The sequence below is a fragment of the Nonomuraea antimicrobica genome, assembly GCF_039536965.1.
GTDB lineage: Bacteria > Actinomycetota > Actinomycetes > Streptosporangiales > Streptosporangiaceae > Nonomuraea > Nonomuraea antimicrobica.
Window position 1 is genome coordinate 106,889 of record NZ_BAAAZP010000074.1, and the last position, 18,338, is coordinate 125,226.

At 70.5% G+C, this 18,338-nt stretch carries 19 protein-coding genes; 7 read left to right on the top strand and 12 right to left on the bottom strand.

What is annotated here, in order from left to right:
* Positions 1–99 precede the first annotated feature (99 nt).
* Positions 100–1,401, bottom strand: coding sequence for an MATE family efflux transporter (locus tag ABD844_RS18835; protein WP_344878951.1), 1,302 nt, complete (start codon positions 1,399–1,401; stop codon positions 100–102).
* Positions 1,402–1,681: 280 nt separating this feature from the next.
* Here ABD844_RS18835 and dnaB point away from each other — a divergent pair, with 280 nt between their 5' ends.
* On the top strand, positions 1,682–4,975 hold the full coding sequence (gene dnaB, locus ABD844_RS18840; RefSeq protein ID WP_425568609.1) for a replicative DNA helicase: 3,294 nt from the start codon (positions 1,682–1,684) through the stop codon (positions 4,973–4,975).
* A 78-nt stretch (positions 4,976–5,053) separates the two neighbouring features.
* Here the strand turns inward: dnaB and ABD844_RS18845 are convergent, their stop codons facing one another.
* Positions 5,054–5,902, bottom strand: a complete 849-nt coding sequence (locus tag ABD844_RS18845; RefSeq protein ID WP_344878954.1) for a helix-turn-helix domain-containing protein — start codon at positions 5,900–5,902, stop codon at positions 5,054–5,056.
* A gap of 51 nt (positions 5,903–5,953) precedes the next feature.
* Complete coding sequence (locus ABD844_RS18850) at positions 5,954–6,790, bottom strand: alpha/beta fold hydrolase (protein WP_344878957.1); 837 nt, start codon at positions 6,788–6,790, stop codon at positions 5,954–5,956.
* A 178-nt stretch (positions 6,791–6,968) separates the two neighbouring features.
* Here ABD844_RS18850 and ABD844_RS18855 point away from each other — a divergent pair, with 178 nt between their 5' ends.
* Positions 6,969–7,430: a universal stress protein gene (locus ABD844_RS18855; protein ID WP_344878959.1), complete on the top strand. Its 462-nt coding sequence runs from the start codon at positions 6,969–6,971 to the stop codon at positions 7,428–7,430.
* Positions 7,431–7,497: 67 nt separating this feature from the next.
* Here the strand turns inward: ABD844_RS18855 and soxR are convergent, their stop codons facing one another.
* Both soxR and ABD844_RS18865 read right to left on the bottom strand, forming a co-directional pair.
* On the bottom strand, positions 7,498–7,992 hold the full coding sequence (soxR, locus tag ABD844_RS18860) for a redox-sensitive transcriptional activator SoxR (RefSeq protein ID WP_344878962.1): 495 nt from the start codon (positions 7,990–7,992) through the stop codon (positions 7,498–7,500).
* 9 nt (positions 7,993–8,001) lie between these two features.
* Complete coding sequence (locus tag ABD844_RS18865; RefSeq protein WP_344878965.1) at positions 8,002–8,433, bottom strand: Lrp/AsnC family transcriptional regulator; 432 nt, start codon at positions 8,431–8,433, stop codon at positions 8,002–8,004.
* Between the two features lie 56 nt (positions 8,434–8,489).
* Here ABD844_RS18865 and ABD844_RS18870 point away from each other — a divergent pair, with 56 nt between their 5' ends.
* The gene (locus tag ABD844_RS18870) at positions 8,490–9,404 is read left to right on the top strand and encodes an SMP-30/gluconolactonase/LRE family protein (protein ID WP_344878968.1); all 915 of its coding nucleotides are present in this window, start codon (positions 8,490–8,492) and stop codon (positions 9,402–9,404) included.
* Positions 9,405–9,463: 59 nt separating this feature from the next.
* Here the strand turns inward: ABD844_RS18870 and ABD844_RS18875 are convergent, their stop codons facing one another.
* Positions 9,464–10,192 carry an ABC transporter permease gene (locus ABD844_RS18875; RefSeq protein ID WP_344878971.1) on the bottom strand — a complete coding sequence of 243 codons (729 nt, stop codon included), beginning with the start codon at positions 10,190–10,192 and terminating at the stop codon, positions 9,464–9,466.
* Positions 10,189–11,094, bottom strand: coding sequence for an ABC transporter ATP-binding protein (locus ABD844_RS18880; RefSeq protein ID WP_344878974.1), 906 nt, complete (start codon positions 11,092–11,094; stop codon positions 10,189–10,191). The genes ABD844_RS18875 and ABD844_RS18880 overlap by 4 nt, the downstream gene beginning before the upstream one ends.
* A 109-nt stretch (positions 11,095–11,203) precedes the next feature.
* On the opposite strand from ABD844_RS18880, the gene ABD844_RS18885 reads away from it, so the two are divergent.
* From ABD844_RS18885 to dnaN, 3 genes are all read left to right on the top strand, one after another.
* Positions 11,204–12,634: a sensor histidine kinase gene (locus ABD844_RS18885; RefSeq protein WP_344878977.1), complete on the top strand. Its 1,431-nt coding sequence runs from the start codon at positions 11,204–11,206 to the stop codon at positions 12,632–12,634.
* Entirely contained in the window at positions 12,631–13,281 is a 651-nt protein-coding gene (locus tag ABD844_RS18890; RefSeq protein WP_425568610.1) for a response regulator transcription factor, read from the top strand. The genes ABD844_RS18885 and ABD844_RS18890 overlap by 4 nt, the downstream gene beginning before the upstream one ends.
* A gap of 107 nt (positions 13,282–13,388) precedes the next feature.
* Positions 13,389–14,486, top strand: coding sequence for a DNA polymerase III subunit beta (gene dnaN, locus ABD844_RS18895; protein WP_344878983.1), 1,098 nt, complete (start codon positions 13,389–13,391; stop codon positions 14,484–14,486).
* A 48-nt stretch (positions 14,487–14,534) separates the two neighbouring features.
* Here dnaN and ABD844_RS18900 read toward each other — a convergent pair whose 3' ends face one another.
* Positions 14,535–15,023: a MarR family winged helix-turn-helix transcriptional regulator gene (locus tag ABD844_RS18900; RefSeq protein WP_344878986.1), complete on the bottom strand. Its 489-nt coding sequence runs from the start codon at positions 15,021–15,023 to the stop codon at positions 14,535–14,537.
* A 49-nt stretch (positions 15,024–15,072) separates the two neighbouring features.
* Here ABD844_RS18900 and ABD844_RS18905 point away from each other — a divergent pair, with 49 nt between their 5' ends.
* Positions 15,073–15,348 carry an antibiotic biosynthesis monooxygenase family protein gene (locus ABD844_RS18905; protein WP_344878989.1) on the top strand — a complete coding sequence of 92 codons (276 nt, stop codon included), beginning with the start codon at positions 15,073–15,075 and terminating at the stop codon, positions 15,346–15,348.
* Between the two features lie 51 nt (positions 15,349–15,399).
* On the opposite strand, the gene ABD844_RS18910 is transcribed toward ABD844_RS18905, so the two are convergent.
* The 4 genes from ABD844_RS18910 to ABD844_RS18925 all read right to left on the bottom strand — a co-directional run bounded on the left by ABD844_RS18910 (position 15,400) and on the right by ABD844_RS18925 (position 18,301).
* Positions 15,400–16,074 carry a FadR/GntR family transcriptional regulator gene (locus tag ABD844_RS18910; protein WP_344878992.1) on the bottom strand — a complete coding sequence of 225 codons (675 nt, stop codon included), beginning with the start codon at positions 16,072–16,074 and terminating at the stop codon, positions 15,400–15,402.
* Between the two features lie 98 nt (positions 16,075–16,172).
* Positions 16,173–17,516 carry a helix-turn-helix domain-containing protein gene (locus tag ABD844_RS18915; protein WP_344878995.1) on the bottom strand — a complete coding sequence of 448 codons (1,344 nt, stop codon included), beginning with the start codon at positions 17,514–17,516 and terminating at the stop codon, positions 16,173–16,175.
* 96 nt (positions 17,517–17,612) lie between these two features.
* Complete coding sequence (locus ABD844_RS18920) at positions 17,613–18,146, bottom strand: PH domain-containing protein (RefSeq protein WP_344878998.1); 534 nt, start codon at positions 18,144–18,146, stop codon at positions 17,613–17,615.
* A complete protein-coding gene (locus ABD844_RS18925) occupies positions 18,143–18,301 on the bottom strand; it encodes a hypothetical protein (protein ID WP_168010888.1) in 159 nt (52 codons plus the stop codon). Before ABD844_RS18925 ends, ABD844_RS18920 begins: the two co-directional genes overlap by 4 nt.
* Positions 18,302–18,338 lie beyond the last annotated feature (37 nt).

The window sequence follows — 18,338 nt, forward strand, 5'->3', positions numbered from 1 at the left end:
CAGGGAACGCGCCCACTCTGTCTCACCCCTTGAACAACGACAAGCACGAAAGCATCACGGGTGGACCGTGCCCAGGGGGTGCCGCGCCGGCTCGTCCGGCTACGCGCCGGTCACCAGCCAGGCGGTGCCGGACGCCCGCCGTACGAGGGTGATCAGGCGTGCCACCATCCACACCCCGAGCGCGCACCAGAGGGCGACCACTCCATAACCCGAGGCCAGCAGGGCGGCGGGCAGGTAGGCCAGCGTCGTCCACACCGCGGCCCAGGCCAGATACCGCTGGTCGCCCGCCCCGATCAGCACCCCGTCGAGCACGAACACGACCCCGGACACCGGCTGGAAGAGCGCCACGGGCCACAACAGGTCCAGCAGCATCCCGGCCACCCGCTCCTCGGCGTCGAACAGCCCCGGTAACACCGGCCGCGCCGCCACGACGAGCAGCCCCAGCACCGCGCCCGACCAGGCGCCCCACTGCACCATGCGCTTCGTCGCAGCCCGCGTGGCGGCCACGTCACCGGCGCCGAGCGAGCGCCCGGTGATGGTCTGTCCCGCGATGGCGATGGCGTCGAGGGCGAAGACGAGCAGCGTCCACACCTGGGTGGCCAGCGCGAACGCGGCCAGCTCGGCCTGGCCCATCCTGGTGGCGAGCACGGTGGCCGCCAGCGTCACGACCCGCATGCTCACGGTACGGATGAACAGCGCGAACCCCGCCGTACCGGCCTGTTTGACGCCCTGCAGCCCGGGTGTCAGCGGCGTTCCCATCCGGCGCGCGCCCCGCGCCACCACCACGAGGTAGACGGCCGCCCCCAGCGTCTGGGCCAGCACCGTCCCCCATGCCGACCCCGCGATGCCCCATCCCAGCCCCAGCACGAACCAGGCGTTCAGCGCGGCGTTCGCGGCGAACGAGCCCACGGCCACCACCAGCGGCGTCACCGTGTCCCGCAGCCCGCGCAGCACGCCGGTCCCCGCCAGCACGACCAGCATCCCGGGCGCGCCGAGCAGGCTGATCCGCAGGTACGTCACGGCCTGCTCCGCCTGCGTGCCCGTGGTGCCGAACAGTCCCACGATCGTCGGCGCCAGCGGCCAGCACACCGCGATCAGGACGGCCCCGATGGCCAGCGCCAGCCAGATGCCGTCCACACCGCTGCGCATGGCCCGCGCGTGCTCGCCCGCCCCCGACTGCCGCGCCACGGACGCCGTCGTCCCGTACGCGAGGAACACGCACAGGTTCATCAACGTCGCCAGGACCGTGCCCGCCACCCCCAGCGCGCCCACCGCCGTGGTGCCGAGGCCGTGCCCCACGATGGCGTAGTCGGCGAGCAGGAAGAGCGGCTCGGCCACCAGCGCCGCGAAAGCGGGCACGGCAAGCCGTAGAATCTCCCGATCCCTGGGGGTAATGAGCATTTGTCCATTATGGCCATTACATGGCGCGTCGGACCAACTTTCTTTCCTCCACAGCCGGTGGACACCGTTCGCCCCGCTCACACGGGCTTCGGTGGATATCCGCAAGAGTTATCCCCAGCCCCGTCCACAGGTCGTTCACACCCTTGGCGCCATCGTGCACAGCTTGACCACAGGGTTGTCCACAGGCCACGTTGCCGAGCGACCGAGACTCCGCGAAACTGTCAGACCGGTCGACTACAAGTGGGGGTGGTGCGACCGCCTGCGAGTTCGAGGGGGCGCGGTGAGCATTGACGAAGAGGCCGGCGGAGGCCCTGGTTTCGAGCGCACACCCCCGCACAACATGGAGGCGGAGCAGTCCGTCCTGGGCGGCATGCTGCTGTCGAAAGACGCCATCGCCGACGTGGTGGAGATCCTGCGTGCCGACGACTTCTACCGCCCGGCGCACCAGATGGTCTACGACGTCATCACCGACCTCTACGGCCGGGGCGAGCCGGCCGACGCGGTCACGGTCTTCGACGAGCTGCAGAAGCGCGGCGAGATGGCCAGAGTGGGCGGCGCGGCCTACCTCCACACGCTCACGGCCGTCGTGCCCACGGCCGCCAACGCCGGCTACTACGCCAAGATCGTCCGGGAGCAGGCGATCCTGCGCCGCCTCATCGAGGCCGGCACCCGCATCGTCGCCTTCGGCTACGGCGGCCAGAACGAAGAGGTCGACGACCTCGTCGACCGCGCGCAGGCCGAGATCTACCAGGTCACCGAGCGCCGCACGGCCGAAGACTACGCGCCGCTGGCCGACATCATGCCCGGCGCCCTCGACGAGCTGGAGGCCATCGGCAGCCGCGGCGGCCAGATGGTGGGCGTGCCGACCGGCTTCCAGGACCTCGACTCGCTCACCAACGGCCTGCACCCGGGCCAGATGATCGTCGTGGCCGCCCGTCCCGCGATCGGCAAGGCCCTGGCCCTCGACACGCCGCTGCCCACGCCGACCGGCTGGACGACGATGGGCGAGGTCCGGATCGGCGACCTGCTCATCGGCGCCGACGGTGAGCCGACCGGCGTGGTCGCGGCGACCGAGGTCATGCATGGGCGGCCGTGTTACGAGGTGGAGTTCAGCGACGGCACGGTGATCGTCGCCGACGCGCGGCACCAGTGGCGCACGACCACCGGCGCCGCCGAGCACCAGACCGTGCACACCACAGAAGAGCTGGCCGCCTCGCTGCGCCGCACGACGCCCGGTGGCGGGCCGCGCCACGCGGTGTCCGTGGCCGCGCCCTTCCAGCTCGTGGAGCGGGCCCTGCCGCTGTCGCCGCACGTGCTCGGCACCTGGCTGGGCGCCGCCCACGGCGCTCCGGAGACGGGCGCAGGCGAGCCGGCGTGTCCCGCCTGCGCGGATCCTTCGAGTGGCCCGCGACGTCGCCAGACCTGTGACCACGGCACCGTCCGAGACCTCCTGGGCGAGCTGGGCGTGCTCCACGACAGGCACATCCCCGCGCTCTATCTGCGCGCATCGGAGAAGCAGCGCCGCGATCTCCTCGACGGGCTGCTCGGCGCCGACGCACACCTCGACGCCGAAGGGTGGCTCCAGCTCGCCGTGCCGGGTCGGCGGCTGGCCGATGACGTGCTGGAGCTGGTCCTGAGCCTCGGGCACCAGGCGACGATGCGCGCGAAGCAGGCCGACGGGCGCACGCCTGGCTGCTACCTGATCGATTACGCCGCCTCCGAGCAGTCCCTGCAGCTCCCAGGGAAGGCCGGCGCGCGTCCGTCCGCGCGCCTGCGATACATCGTCGACGTGCGCCCCGTCCCGTCGCGTCCGGTCCGCTGTGTCGAGGTCGACAACGCCGACCACCTGTACCTCGCCGGCCGGTCGTGCGTCCCCACCCACAACAGCACGCTGGGCCTCGACTTCGCCCGGTCCGCGGCGATCAAGCATGGGATGACCACGGTCGTCTTCTCCCTGGAGATGTCCCGCAACGAGATCACCATGCGACTGCTGTCGGCCGAGGCCCGCGTGGCGCTGCACCACATGCGCTCGGGCATGATGGGCGACGACGACTGGACCCGCCTGGCCCGCAGGATGAGCGAGGTCGCCGAGGCGCCGCTGTTCATCGACGACTCGCCCAACATGTCGATGATGGAGATCAGGGCCAAGTGCCGGCGGCTCAAGCAGCGCAACGACCTGCGCTTCGTGATCATCGACTACCTCCAGCTCATGAGCTCGCCGAAGAAGACCGAGAGCCGCCAGAACGAGGTCTCGGAGATCTCGCGTGCGATCAAGCTGCTGGCCAAGGAGCTCGAGGTGCCGGTCATCGCGATCTCCCAGCTCAACCGTGGTCCCGAGCAACGTACCGACAAGCGTCCGATGGTCAGCGACCTGCGTGAGTCGGGGTGCCTCACTGCGGACACCCGTGTGCTGCGGGCCGACACCGGAGCGGAGGTGTCGCTGGGCGAGCTGCTGGAGTCCGGAGCCCGCGACGTCCCGGTGTGGTCTCTGGACGAGAGGCTCAGGCTCGTCCCGCAGACCATGACCCATGTCTTCTCCAGCGGGGTGAAGGAGGTCTTCCGGCTGCGGCTGAAGTCCGGCCGGGAGGTCGACGCGACGGCCAACCACCCCTTCATGACCCTCGACGGCTGGCGTCCGCTGGGTGAGCTGTCCCCAGGGGCACGGCTCGCCGTCCCGCGTCATGTCCCCGCTCCCCAGCGCCTTCGGGAGTGGCCGCACGCTCTGCGCGGCCACGGGAGGTCCGTTCCCGCCGAGGTCTTCTCGCTGCCCAGGCGGCAGCTCGCCCAGTTCCTGCGGAGCCTGTGGGCCACCGGCGGATGCGTCCGATGGGACGAGCGGCTCGGGCAGGCGCGGATCCACTACGCCGCCGCGAGCCGGCGGCTCGTCGACGACGTCGCGCGACTGCTGCTGCGCTTCAACGTGCTGGCGCATGTGCGCGAGCACGACCACCGGCCGGGCTACCACCTGGTGATCCACAGCGCGGAGGACCAGCTTCGGTTCCTGGACGGGGTGGGCGTGCCCGGCGAGTGGTCCACGGAGGCCGGCCGGTGTGTCGCTGAGCTCCGGAAGATCATCGGCATCGCCGGTCTCGACACCGTTCCGGGTGAGGTGTGGGGCCGCGTCCGCGAAGCCCTGGTGGGGCAGGACGGCGCGCACCGCCGGGTCGCCGCCCGCGTCGGCGCGGGCGCGCCGGGGGAGCCCGCACCCGGTCGCGAGCCGCTGGGCCGGGTCGCCGCGATCCTCGATGACGCCGACCTGGAGATCCTGGCCACGAATGACGTGTTCTGGGATGAGATCGCCTCCGTCGAAAGCCTGGGGGAGCAGCCGGTCTACGACGCCACCGTGCTCGGCACCCACAACTTCGTGGCCAACGGGATCAGCGTCCACAACTCGATCGAGCAGGACGCCGACATGGTCATCCTGTTGCATCGCGAGGACGCGTACGAGCCCGAGTCACCCAGAGCCGGTGAGGCCGACCTGATCGTGGCCAAGCACCGTAACGGCCCCACCGCCACCGTGACGGTGGCCTTCCAGGGCCACTACAGCCGGTTCGTGGACATGGCCCAGCACTGAGCCGCCCGTGCAGGATCTATTTCGGGTGGTCTTCTCCAGAAGATCTTGGCCTCTGGACGGCAGGTGTGGGCCGCCTGTTCAACGAAGGTCGGGGATGCGTTCGCCACCCGTCACAGGGCTCCGGGTTGGCGATGAAGCCGGCCACGCGACGTCGTCAATCGCGAGCCACGGCGCGACGGCCACGGCCGCGGGCGTGAGCCCGGTGAAGGTCTTGACCTCGCGGTGGAGGTGGGACTGGTCGACGTAGCCGCTCTCGGCGGCAACGTCGGCGGCGGTGTGACCCGCCGCGAGAAGGTGGCAGGCGTGGTCGAACCGCACCAGCCGGGCGGCGCGTTTGGGGGTGATGCCGAGCCGGGCACGGAAGCGGGACCACAGGCGCTTGCGGCTCCAGCCGACCTCGTCGGCCAGGCCGTCGACCCGCACCCGCCCCCGGCTGGTGAGCGTCCGCCGCCAGGTGTAGACGAGCTCCGGATCGACCGGCGGGCGGGCGCCCAGCCGTCGGCCGAGGATGTCCGCCGCGATCGCGAACCGCTCGTCCCACGACGCGGCGGCGCGCAGCCGGTCCTCGGTTCGCCCGGCGTCGCGGCCCCAGACGTCCTCCAGCGATGCCACCGTCCCGCTCAGCTCGGTCGACGCACCGAGCACCGCAGCCGCCACGACCGGCTCCAGTCGGATCTGGAGGCACTCGATCCGCGCCCAGCCGGCCGCCCGGAGATCGCCGGGCAGGAGCCCGACGACGGCGCTGCCGCGCTCGTGCCGGCCGTGGACGTCGTAGACGAGGCCGTCTCCCTCGCTCAAGTCGATGAGCACGGTGACGAAGGGGTGGGCCACCATGGCGATGTCCCCGAACGCGGGGGCACGTTGGCAGAACCCCGCCATGCTGATCCCCGGCAGCCGATCTGACGGGTGCGGGACTGCGACCTCCACGTCCGACCACGCCCATCCGCGTGGTGTCCCGGCCGACAGCACATGGCCAGTCTATGCGTCAGGGATCTCGGTCGGGGCGTCGGCGCTCGTTGTCGTGAAGCCGAGCAGCAGTTCGCCGGTGGTCTCGGGTGCTTCGAACATGGGCAGGTGCCCGACGCCGGGCAGCAGCTCGACCCGCGCGTTCGGGGCCGCGTCGTACTGGTGTGCCGACGACGGGTCCCAGCGTGGGTCGGCCGTGCCGAAGAGCACCAGCACCGGGACGTCGAGGGCGGCGAGACGCGAAGGCACGCTCCGCTCGGCGAGGTACGCAGTGTTCCCCCGCGACGCCGACCTCATCGCGCGGTACGTGGTGCCCCGTAGCTCGGCGATCACGTCGTCCGGGATGTCCACCGGGCGGGCGCAGGTCGCGCTTATCGCCCTACGGGTTGTCGCGTCCGTACGCCTCGACCAGAGGAGCGGGCCGAGAGGCGGGGCCAGCAGGGCCCGGAGGAGGACCGGTTGCGGAAGGAGCGCATCCATGCTTGGGCCGGTGCTGATCAGTGCGAGCGACGTCACCAGGTCGGGGCGCTGTTCGGCGAGCGCGGTGGCGGCGTAGCCGCCGCTGGAGTGCCCGACCACGGTGACGGGACGAATCTCGAGGTCGTCGAGGAGTGCCGCCACCCGGCCCGCCTGCCCGGGCACGTCGTATGACGGCGGGGGCGGGGACTGGCCGCAGCCCGGCAGGTCGACCCGGATGACGCGATGGTGGCGCGCGAGTGCGGGGACCACCGGTTTCCAGGAGCCGCTCGAGGCCCCCGATCCGTGGATGAGCAACAGCGGCGGCGCCTCCCGCGGGCCGTCGTGGACCACGTGCATCCGATGCGAGTGCTCAACGTAAGACTCACTCATACCGGGACTGTGCACGGGCGGTCGGCTGTCGGTCTTGGACAAATGTTCCCGGAGAGTCGACGGCCGACGGCAGCCCGGCAGCACGGGACAGACGTGTGACAAACCAGACATCGTCCTCAGGAATGGCGTCCGATCGCTCCAGTGCTGAAGCGGATGACTGAAGCGAAGGGAAGACGCCATGACCATCCTCGTCGCCTACGACGGCTCGGCCGACGCGCGCGCCGCGATCGAGTTCGCCGCCAAGCACCTCGCCGCCGAGCCCACGGTCGTCATCACGGTGTGGGAGCCGCTGCTCGTCCAGCTCAAGAAGTATCCGCTGGCCGCCGGTGCGATCGACCCCAACACCGAGGGCGAGGCCCAGGCCCAGGCCGAGCAGCACGCCAAGGAGGGGGCCGAGCTGGCGGTCGCCTCCGGGCTCGGCGATGTCACCTACCGGGCGGTGGCCGACAACGAGTCGATCTGGAAGACGATCGTCGACGTGGCCGACGAGATCGACGCCTCGCTGATCGTGACCGGCTCGCGCGGGCTGGCCGGGGTGAGGTCGGTGCTGCTCGGCAGCGTCTCCAACCACGTGCTGCACCACGCCCACCGGCCGACCCTCATCGTCCCTCCGGCCAAGACGCCCAAGACCCCCTCGTAAGCCGCCCGGCCGAGACGCCCAAGACTCCCTCGTAAGCCGCCGTCCCGGGCGCTCCTGTCACTTCGGGTCAGCACGCCGTGCTGGTGCCGCAGGTCTGAGGTGGGCACAGCCGGGTGTCGATGCGCCGCGCGCCCGGCCCCTCCTCGCCCAGCCGGTCGTGCGGGTTGGCCACCGGACACCGGTCGAGCGACAGGCAGCCGCAGCCGATGCAGTCGGTGAGGTCGTCGCGCAGCCGCTGGAGCTGCTCGATCCGGTCGTCCAGCTCACCGCGCCAGGCCGCCGACAGCCGGGCCCAGTCGTCGCGGGTGGGGGTGCGTTCGTCGGGCAGCTCGGTCAGGGCGTCCTTGATCACCTTCAGGGGGATGCCGATGCGCTGGGCCAGCCGGATGAACGCCACCCTGCGCAGGCTGTCACGGGTGTAACGGCGCTGGTTGCCCGCCGTACGCCGGCTCTGGATGAGCCCCTTGGCCTCGTAGAAGTGCAGGGCCGAGACGGCGACGCCGCTGCGCTCGGCGAGCTGGCCGACGGTGAGTTCCTTGGTGTTCCAGGCGACCTTCGTCATACCTGAAGGTTACTTGAGGCTTCGTTCGAAGAAGGTCTCGAGGACGACGACCGTACGCGTCCCGGTCACGCCGTCCACCTGGAAGATCCGGCGCAGGACGTCCTGGAGCTCACGGGTGCCGGGAGTGCGGACCTTCACCAGCACCGACGCCGGGCCCGCGATGACGTGTGCCTCCTCGATCTCCGGGATCGCCGCCAGCCCCTCCTTGCTGTCGCCCATCCACGAACCGCCGTCCACCAGCACGTACGCCGTCACGTGCCGCCCGAGCGCCGCCTGGTCCACCTCGATCGTGGTGCGCCTGATCACGCCGCGCTCACGCAGCTTGCGCACCCGCTCGTGCGCCGCGCCACTGGACAACCCCACCGCCTGCCCCAGCACCGCGTACGACCGCGTCGCGTCCTCCTGGAGCAGCCCGATCAGCATCTTGTCGACTTCATCCACGACCGAATGATATCTGGCAATATGCCATTCATGCCGAACCGCGTATGGTGTTCGGTATGACGGACACGATCCCCACTGAGTTCGAGGTGCTCGACGAGCGGTTCGCCGCGATCGGCGGAGACGACCGGGTCGAGATCCTCCACACCGGCACCCGCTGGGCGGAGGGCCCGGTCTACTTCCCGGCCGGCCGGTTCCTGGCCTGGAGCGACATCCCCAACGAACGCATGCTCCGCTGGGACGAGATGACCGGCGCGGTGGGCCCGTTCCGGCAGCCGTCCGGCTACACCAACGGCAACACGCTCGACCGCGAGGGCCGGCTGATCTCCTGCGAGCAGGGCAACCGCCGGGTCACCCGCACCGAGCACGACGGCTCGATCACGGTGATCGCCGACCGCTGGGAGGGCAGGCGGTTCAACAGTCCTAACGACGCGGTCGTCCACTCCGACGGCTCCATCTGGTTCACCGACCCGCCGTACGGGATCACCAGCAACTACGAGGGCGTGGTCGCCGAGCAGGAGATCGACGGCTGCCACGTCTACCGGGCCGACCCGGTGACCGGCGAGGTGCGCGTGGTGGCCGACGACTTCGCCCGGCCCAACGGCCTGGCCTTCTCCCTGGACGAGCGCCTGCTCTACGTCGCCGACACCCAGGCCAGATACCTGCGGGTCTTCGAGGTGGGCGAAGGCGGCACGCTGGGCGGCGGCAAGGTGTTCGCCGCGGGCGGCGACCCGGACAGGTACGACGGCCTGCGGCTCGACGACACCGGCCGGGTCTGGGCCGCGGCCGGCAAGGCGGTGCTCTGCCACGACCCCGACGGCACGCTGATCGGCCGGCTCCGGCTGCCCGAGTTCACGGCCAACCTGGTCTTCGGCGGGCTCAAGCGCAACCGCCTGTTCATCGCCGCGTCGTCCTCGCTGTACTCCCTGATGACCAACGTCACAGGCGCGCGCCCGGTCTGGGCCGGGCGCTGACGCCTCCCGCCGCGCCCCCGCGACGGCGGGCCCGATCCCCAGGCCGACTCGCGCGGCGGTCACTCCCACCGGAAGAGCCGCACGGCCAGCCCGCCGAAGACGACCAGCCCCACGGCCACCACGATCAGGTGCGTGAGCTGCGGCGCGTGGCCCGCCCACGTGTCCCTGAGCGCCTGCCCGAACGGCCCGGCCACGGAGTAGTCGCTGACCGTGCGCAGGGCGTCGGGCATGATGTCGCGCGGCACCCACATCCCGGCCAGGAACAGCAGCGGGAACATCACCGCCGACCCGATCCCCGGCGCGACCTTGCCGTTCGGGGCCAGGGCGGCGATCACCAGCCCCAGAGCCATCAGCGCGGCGCTGCCGAGCAGGAAGACCAGGACGAACCCCACCCACTGCCGCGGCGCCGACGAGCCGAACACCAGCGCCCCGGTCACGATCAGGATCGCCGTGGACAGCGCCCCGATGGCCAGGTTGATCAGGAGCTGCACGCCCAGCAGCCGCGCTGGGTGCACGGGCGTGGTCGACATGCGCCGCAGCACCCCCTGCTCCCGGTACGTGGTCAGCACCGCCGGCACCACGTTGCAGGCCAGCGTCATCAACGACAGGAGCGTCATCATGCTCGGCATCTGCGTGTCCACGAACCGTTCTCCCGACTCGCCCACCGTCGTGAAGTCGGGGATGCTGATCCCCAGCACGACCAGCAGCGCGACCGGCAACCCGATGGTGAACACCAGGAACGGCCAGTCCCTCAGGTGCAGCTTGGTCTCCACGAGGAGCAGCTTCATGACAGCTTCCTTCCGGTCAGAGCGAGGAACGCGTCGTCGAGCGTGGCCTGCTCGATGCGCAGGTCTCCGGGGACGACCTGGTGGTGGGCCAGGGCGAGGGTGACGGCGGGCGCGAGGTTGCCCGAGCCGCTCACCACCATCTGCTCGCCGCTCCTGGTCACCTCCCGCACCTCGGGCAGGGCCAGCAGCACGGCGTCGTCCACGGGTGCGGACGGCCGGAACCACAGCCGCTGCCCACCGCTCACCTGCGCGATGAGCCCGGCCGGGGTGTCGGTGGCGACGACCTTGCCCGCGTCGATGAGCGCGAGCCGGTCACACAGACGCTCCGCCTCCTCCATGAAGTGGGTGACGAGCACGATGGTCACGCCCGTGGCGCGTAGCTGCGCGACCAGCTCCCACGTGTCCCTGCGGGCCTGCGGGTCGAGCCCGGTGGTCAGCTCGTCGAGCACGGCCACGCGGGGCCGCCCCACCAGCGCCAGCGCCACGGACAGCCGCTGCCGCTGGCCGCCCGACAACTTCCTGAACGCGGTCTCGCGCTTGTCGGCCAGGCCCACCCGCTCCAGCAGCTCCGTCCAGTCGGCCGGGTCGGGGTAGAAGGAGGCGTACAGGTCGAGGGCCTCGCGTACCTTGATCTTCTCGGGCAGCGCCGCGCTCTGGAGCTGCATGCCCAGCACCCGGCGCAGCTCGTCGCGGTCGTTTCGCGGGTCGAGCCCGGCCACCCGTACGGTGCCGCCGTCGCGTTCCCGCAGGCCCGCCACGCACTCCACGGTGGTGGTCTTGCCCGCGCCGTTCGGGCCGAGGATGCCGAAGATCTCCCCCTCCGCCACCTCGAACGACACATCGTCGACCGCCAGGTGGTTCGGATACTGCTTGCGCAGGTTCCTGACTTCGATGATTTTCATGGCTACGACGCTAGGAACGCCGCATTCCTCGGGGAATCGGGCTGGATGCCCGGCAGGGGTGTATCTAGGTGCAGTGACCTGGCCCCTGGCCGTGGCGCAGACTGGTGGCATGCTTCGGAGGTTCGGGAACGTCGTGACCCTGCTCGCGCTCGTGCTCGTGCAGGTCCCCATGATCGCCCTGACCGCCGTGATGCTGCTCCTGGCGTTCGCGCTGGGCATGGTCTTCCTGTTCCCGCCGCAGGTGATGATGGTCAGGGAGCTGGCCGAGCTGAACCGGCGGCTCGTACGCGACTGGACGGGCATCGACATCGAGCCCCCCTACCTGCCCCCGCCCCTGCCCCCGGTGCCGCAGGCCGACGGGATGTACCGCTCCGAGCGCACGCTCTATCGGACGCCCCGCGTTCCGGCCTGGAACAACCGGTGGAAGTGGCTGGTCAGCGATCCGGCGACGTGGCGCGACGAGGTCTGGCTGCTGTTCGACCCGCTGGTGAAGGTCGTGCTGCTGCCGGTGCTCGTCCTGTTCCCCGGGCCCGGCCTGCGCCTGTACGGCCGGTGGAGCCGGTGGCTGCTCGGCGCGACCGCCGCCGGCCGCCTGGCGGGCCAGGTGAGCCACCTCAGGCGCACCCGCAACCTGGCGGCCGACTCCCAGGCGGCCGAGATGCGCAGGATCGAGCGCGACCTGCACGACGGCACCCAGGCCAGGCTCGTGGCGATCGGCATGACGCTGGGCGCGGTCGAGCAGCTCGTCGAGACCGACCCGGGAGCGGCCAAGGCGCTGCTGGCCAAGGCCAGGGACGCCTCCTCCGAGACGCTCACCGAGCTGCGCCGGGTGATCCGCGGAATCCACCCTCCGGTGCTGGCCGAGCGCGGGCTGGCCGACGCCGTACGCGCTCTGGCCATGGACAGCCCGCTGCACGTCACCGTGGACGTCGACCTGCCGCACCGGCCCGAGGCGCCCGTCGAGGCCGCGGTCTACTTCGCCGTCAGCGAGCTGCTGTCCAACGCCGCGCGGCACGGCGACGCCGACACCGCGATCGTGGACATCAGCACCGACGGCGCCGACCTGCGGGTCACGGTCACCGACGACGGACTCGGCGGCGCCGATCCGGCCAGGGGCAGCGGCCTGGCCGGGATCGAACGGCGGCTGGCCGCCTTCGACGGCCTGCTCGCGCTGCACAGCCCGCCGGGCGGCCCCACGATCGTGATCATGAAGCTGCCCAAGGTGCTGCCCGATCACTGGGCGGGCAACCTGCCGAGGATGCCGCGCTGGAAGTCCGTCACGGTCATGCTCCTCTGGGCCACGGCCTGGTGTCCCACGTTCCCGCAGGGGCTGGTGGCGGCGGTGTTCAAGATCTTTGGGGTCGAGGAGAAGACCTGGTTCCTGGCCCTGCACCTGCCCGAGCCCTGGCAGTGGCCGGTGATCCTCGGCATGGTCTCGCTGGGTGTCATCATGCATGTCATGGCCATCCGCATCCCAGCCGCGCACGACCGCGGGTGCTTCATGGCCGAGGCGCAGCCGGGGAAGCCGTGGTGTCCGTGAGCCGCGTACTCATCGCCGAAGACCTCTACCTGCTCCGAGACGGCCTGGTCCACCTGCTCCAGGCGCACGGCTTCACGGTCGTGGCGGCCGTCGAGAGCGGGCCCGAGCTGCTGAAGGGCCTGCTGGAGCTGCGCCCCGACGTCTCCATCGTGGACGTACGACTGCCGCCCACCTTCACCGACGAGGGCCTGCAGGCCGCGCTCGCCGCCAGGAAGCAGATGCCCGGTCTGCCCGTCCTCGTGCTGTCCCAGCACGTCGAGCAGCTCTACGCCCGTGAGCTGCTCGCCGACGGCTCGGGCGGGATCGGCTATCTGCTCAAGGACCGCGTCTTCAACGCCGAGCAGTTCGTCGACGCCGTACGCAGGGTGGCCGCGGGCGGCACCGCCATGGACCCCGAGGTGATCGCCAAACTGCTGGCCAGGAACGCCAGGAACGAGCCGCTGGCCGCGCTCACGCCGCGCGAACGCGAGGTGCTGGAGGCCATGGCGGAGGGACGCTCCAACGCGGCCATCTCCCAGCGGCTCTACCTCAGCGAGAGCGCCGTGGCCAAGCACACGGCCTCCATCTTCGGCAAGCTGGGCCTCGCGCCGTCCGACGACGACAACCGCCGCGTCCTGGCCGTGCTCGCCTACCTCAACAGTCGCTGATCGGAGTTATCGGGTCGGGCGACCCGGTAACTCTTCGAACGGCCGTGACTTGTCGGTGGCACCGGCTATTTTCATAGAGGCACGGCACGACGAAGAGGTGGTATCAGGTGAAAATCCGGGTTAACCGCGATGTTCTGGCAGATGCGGTGGCATGGGCTGCCCGAGTCCTGCCGAGCCGTCCCGTGGTGCCCGTCCTGTCCGGGCTGCTGCTGGAGGCGGGGGAAGAGGTCACGCTGTCCGCGTTCGACTACGACGTCTCCGCTCGGGCGGCGATCGACGCCGACGTGGCCGAGGAGGGGCGCGTGCTGATCCCCGGCCGCCTGCTGGCCGAGATCAGCCGGAGCCTGCCCGCCGACGACGTCGAGATCGTCACCGAGGGTCCCGAGGCCGTCCTCACCTGCGGCAGCGCGGAGTTCGGGCTGATCACCATGCCGGTCGAAGACTTCCCGACCCTACCCACCATGCCGCCCGGCATCGGGGCCATCGGCGGCGGCGTGTTCGCCTCGGCGGTCGCCCAGGTGGCCCCGGCGGCCAGCCGCGACGACACGCTGCCCATGCTCACCGGCATCCGGATCGACATCGAGGGCGAGTCGGTCGCCATGGCGGCCACCGACCGCTACCGCATCGCCGCCCGCGACTTCACCTGGCGTCCTGCGGGTCCCGACGCCGCCGTCTCCGCGATGGTGCCGGCGCGGGTGCTGGTCGAGGTGGCCAAGTCGCTGCGCGGGGGCGAGGTCTCGGTCGCGATGGGCGACGGGGTGGCCGGGTTCGAGAGCGTCGGCCGCAGCACGACCGTCCGCCTGCTCGACGAGCAGTTCATCGACTATCGCACCAGGCTCACCGCCGACTGGTCGATCAGGGCCGACGTGCCGGTGGCGCCGTTCGTGGGGGCGATCAAGCGGGTGGCCCTGGTGGCCGAGCGCAACACCGCGATCCGGCTGGCGTTCAGCCAGGGGCAGGTGCTGATCCAGGCCGGTGGCGGCGACATCGGGCGCGGCGCCGAGGTGGTGCCGTGCGAGCTGCGCGGCGACGACATCGAGATCGCCTTCCAGTCGCAGTTCCTGCTCGACGGGCTGACGGGGATCGAGACCGAGCTGGCCCGCATCAACCTCGAGTCGCCCACCAGGCCCGCGCTCATCCAAGACGTGCCCGGCGACGCCCAGCCCGCCTTCCGCTACCTGGTCATGTCCCTGCGCCAGAGCTGAGCCCGCCCCGCCCCGGCCGCAGGGCCAAGGCTCGACGCGCCGGTCGGGCTACGGGTCGGTGCGGTCGCCGGTCTGGCGTTCGACGACCAGCCGGAAGACCCTCTTGAACTCCGCGTACGCCTCCGCGCCCACCGCCCGCGCGTGAGCCGCCTCCATCTCGGCGAGGATCACGTCCGACTTGGCCATGTGATCGAGCCCCTTGGCGGTGGGCACGATGAGCTTGGCCCGCCGGTCGGCGGGGTCCGGCCGCCGTTCCACGTACCCGAGCTCGACCAGCTCGTCCACCAGCGTGCCGATCACCTGCTTGTGCTGGCCCGACTGCGCGGCCAGGTCGGTGGCCCGGCTGCCCTCCTCGTCGAGGTAGGCCAGCACCGCGCCGTGCCGGGGCCGCAGCCCCGGGTGCCCCTGCTCGGCGAGCTTGGCGAACAGCTCGCGTTGCAGGCTGAAGAGCGTCCTGCCGGAAAGGACGCCGAGATCCGGATCATCCTGCTTGCGCCGGCTCCTGCGCACCACGCACTCCCGAGGATTGGTCACCATATTTGATAGTCACTAATCATTACTATATGGTCGAGCCACGACGACCACCGTGGAACTCACCCGATTCCGGGTGCCCCCCGACCGCGCCGACGACCTGCTCGCCGCCCGCGCGGGGATGATCGCCGACTTCCAGGCCGACCGGGCGGGGTTCCTCGGCGCCAAGCTGGTCCGCGTGGCGCCGGACGAGTGGCTGGACATCGTGGAGTGGCGATCGAGCGCCGACTTCGCGCGGTCGCGCGCGAAGGGCGCCAACCTGCCCGGCATCCGGGCCTTCTTCGACCTTATCGACGAGGTCGTCTCCGCCGAGGAGGGCGCCACCGGATGACCACACCGATCGTGGCGTCGACAGGATCGTGATCGGCCCAGGAGTCGCCGATCAGGAGTCGGTGAGCGCGATGAGGATGTGCTCCATGCAGGCGTGCCCCGCCCGCTCGGCCGCCGACGCGTCGCCGGCCGCGATGGCCCGCGCGATGGCGTCGTGCGGGATGTAGCTCTTGTTGAGCGACGTGCCGACCGCCGTGATGCTGGCCCGCAGCGCCGCCGAGAAGTCCTCGTAGAGGTCGATGAGCACCAGGTTGTGCGTAGCGTGTGCGACCGCCATGTGGAAGGCCAGGTCGGCCTCGACGAAGAAGTCGGGGTCGTCCAGCTCCCAGGCGCGGTCGCGCTCGGCCAGCGCCGCCTCGATGCGCCGGATGTCCTCGTCGGTACGCCGGGTGGCGGCCAGGCGGGCCGACTCGACCTCGAGCGCACGGCGTACTTCGAGGATCTCGAGTTGCTCGGCCTGGCGCAGCCGCCGCAGCATCGCACCGGACAGCTCACTCGTGGCACGGACGTAAGTGCCGTCGCCCTGACGGCACTCGAGCAGCCCGGCGTGCGTGAGCGCGCGGACGGCCTCACGAACGGTGTTACGCCCCACCCCGAGTTGCTCGGCGAGCACGGTCTCGGTCGGGATCTTGCCGTTCATCGACCATGACCCTGAGGTGATCTGCTCCTTGAGCTGATCGATCACCTGGTCGACGAGCGAAGCCCGCTGCGCCGTACGCAGACTCACAGTCCGCCTCCTCCGGGAAACCAATCATCCTATGAGTCAATGACTGGTCGACCCTAATTATTCCAGACTCGAAAGGCCAAATCTGGAGCTCCCGGAGTTCAGCGAGAGACCGTGGCGTCAGCCGTCACCCCCGCCATGGCGGAGCGAACTCCGGCAGCTTCGAGGGCTTTACGATATGCGGCCGTCTGCTGAGTCCTGGACCCGACCCGGCCGTAGAGGTCGCCCAGCTCACGCCAGCAGCGGGCGGCCTGCCGGTCGGTGCCGAACACCGGCCGGTCGAGCGAGTCGAGCAGCTCGTACGCGCCGCGCAGGTGCGCCGAGGCGTCCCCCTCCTGGGCGAGCGCGACAGTGGCCAGCACGAGACGCGCCTCGGCGGCGGTCGTGCCCGCGCGGTCGTGCGCCGACCCCAGCGCCGTCACGGCCAGCTCGCCGGCGCCCACCAGGTCGTCGGCGCGCAGCTTGACCCGCGCGTGGACGACCAGGCTCTCCCCGTGCTCGCGCACCGTGGACGGGAACGCCGAGAACGTCCTGACCGCGCCCGCGACCAACCGCTCGGCCTCGTCGGCCGGCACCGAGGACAGCCTGGCCCAGTGCATGGCCGTGCGGGCGAGCTGCAGCGCGAGCCGGGTCTGGCGGCCCGCCATGATCGCGTCGTCGGCCAGGCGTACGGCCAGTGCCGAGTCTTCACCGGCCGCCGCGGTGGCACTCGCCCGCCACAGCGCCTGGATCTCTCCGGAACGGTCCACAACCTCAGGGATGCCGGTCGTGTCCAGCACGTGCTGGACGTATGCCAGCTCGGGGGAGTCGCTCTCGCGCTCGCTGCGCCCCTCGATCAGCGCGGCGGCCAGGTCGGTGGCCAGCTCTCCCTGGGTGATGGACAGCCGCTCGGCCTGCCCCAGCGCGGCGGTGGCCAGGTCGCGGGCCCGCAGACGGTCGCCCGCCCGCTGGTAGCAGCGGCTCAGCGCGATGGTGATCGGCAGGTCGGCCAGGCGCTCGGGGTGCGCCGCCGCCTCCCTGCGCAGGCGTTCGAACGCCTCCACCGCCTGCCCCAACCGGCCCTGAGCCTCCAGCGCACGCGCCCGGCCGAACCGCGCCTGCGCGGTCAGCATGGCGTTCTCCTCGTCGGCCGCCTTCACGATCTCCGTGAAGCGGTCGGCGGCGACGGACGGGTCGCCGTGCTGCAACTCGAGCTCGGCGTGACGCAGCCCCAGCTCGGTGTCGATGCGCTGCCGAGGCTCGATCCCGTGAAGGAGGAACTCGGTCGTGCACCCCAGCCGCTCAGCCAGGAGCCGTGCCACCACTGGAGTCGGCGTGCGCTTGCCCGACTCTATGAGCGAGACATAACTGTCAGACAGGTCGGGTCCGGCCAGTTGGGCCTGAGACATCCGCCTGTTCAGCCGCAGTCCACGGACGCGGTCACCGATGGTTCCCTGACTCGGCATCTCATCTCTCAAGGCGGGGAAGGGTCAACAACACGCAATGATTGCATGAAGTAGCCGAATCTGGTATCCCCGCGTGAAGAATTTGCCACGCCGAGATTAATCGTCGCTGTCGTCCTTGCCGGGAAAAAGCATCTGACAGACCTCGAGGTAGAGGGTCTCCGGATACGGAATGTACTCCACCGTTGACAGAGCCTGATCCTGACCGGCTGACTCGAGGATGAACTCACCGTAACCGAGCATGCGCCCAAGCAGAGATCTTTGGAAGCTCATGTCGGTGACCTTGCCCAGGGGCATCATCGCGACCTTGCGCGTGATGAGCCCCGTGGTGAGCAACATACGCTTCGAAGTCACCACAAAGTAATCGACCGACCACTCCGCGACTTTCCATACGAAACGGATCAGAAGCAGGAGCCAGAGCCACCAGACGACCACGAGCGTGGTGCCGCCTGCCTCGCCGCCGCCGAAGAACCTGCTGAGCACTCCGGCGATGATCAGGCCGCCGAGCACCTCGGCGACCGGGCGAAGCAGGATGGCAGGGTGCCGCCGCACCATGATGACCTGTTGTTCGTGGGGGAGGAGGTAGCGGTTGACCGACGATGGAGCGGAGTCCCCGTGGGTCACAAGTCTCATGAGAGGCTGTTCACAAATTGAGCCAGCGAGTCGGCCGCGTTGAACACCGTGTCGAACGCTCCCCTCACCGCATCTGCGGCGTCTGCTGGTCGCGCGAACAGGTAGTACGCAACAAATGCGATACCACCGTATGTGAGGACCTTTTTGACCTGCACCGTCGCCTCCGTGCCACTTACCCACTCCACCCGCCAA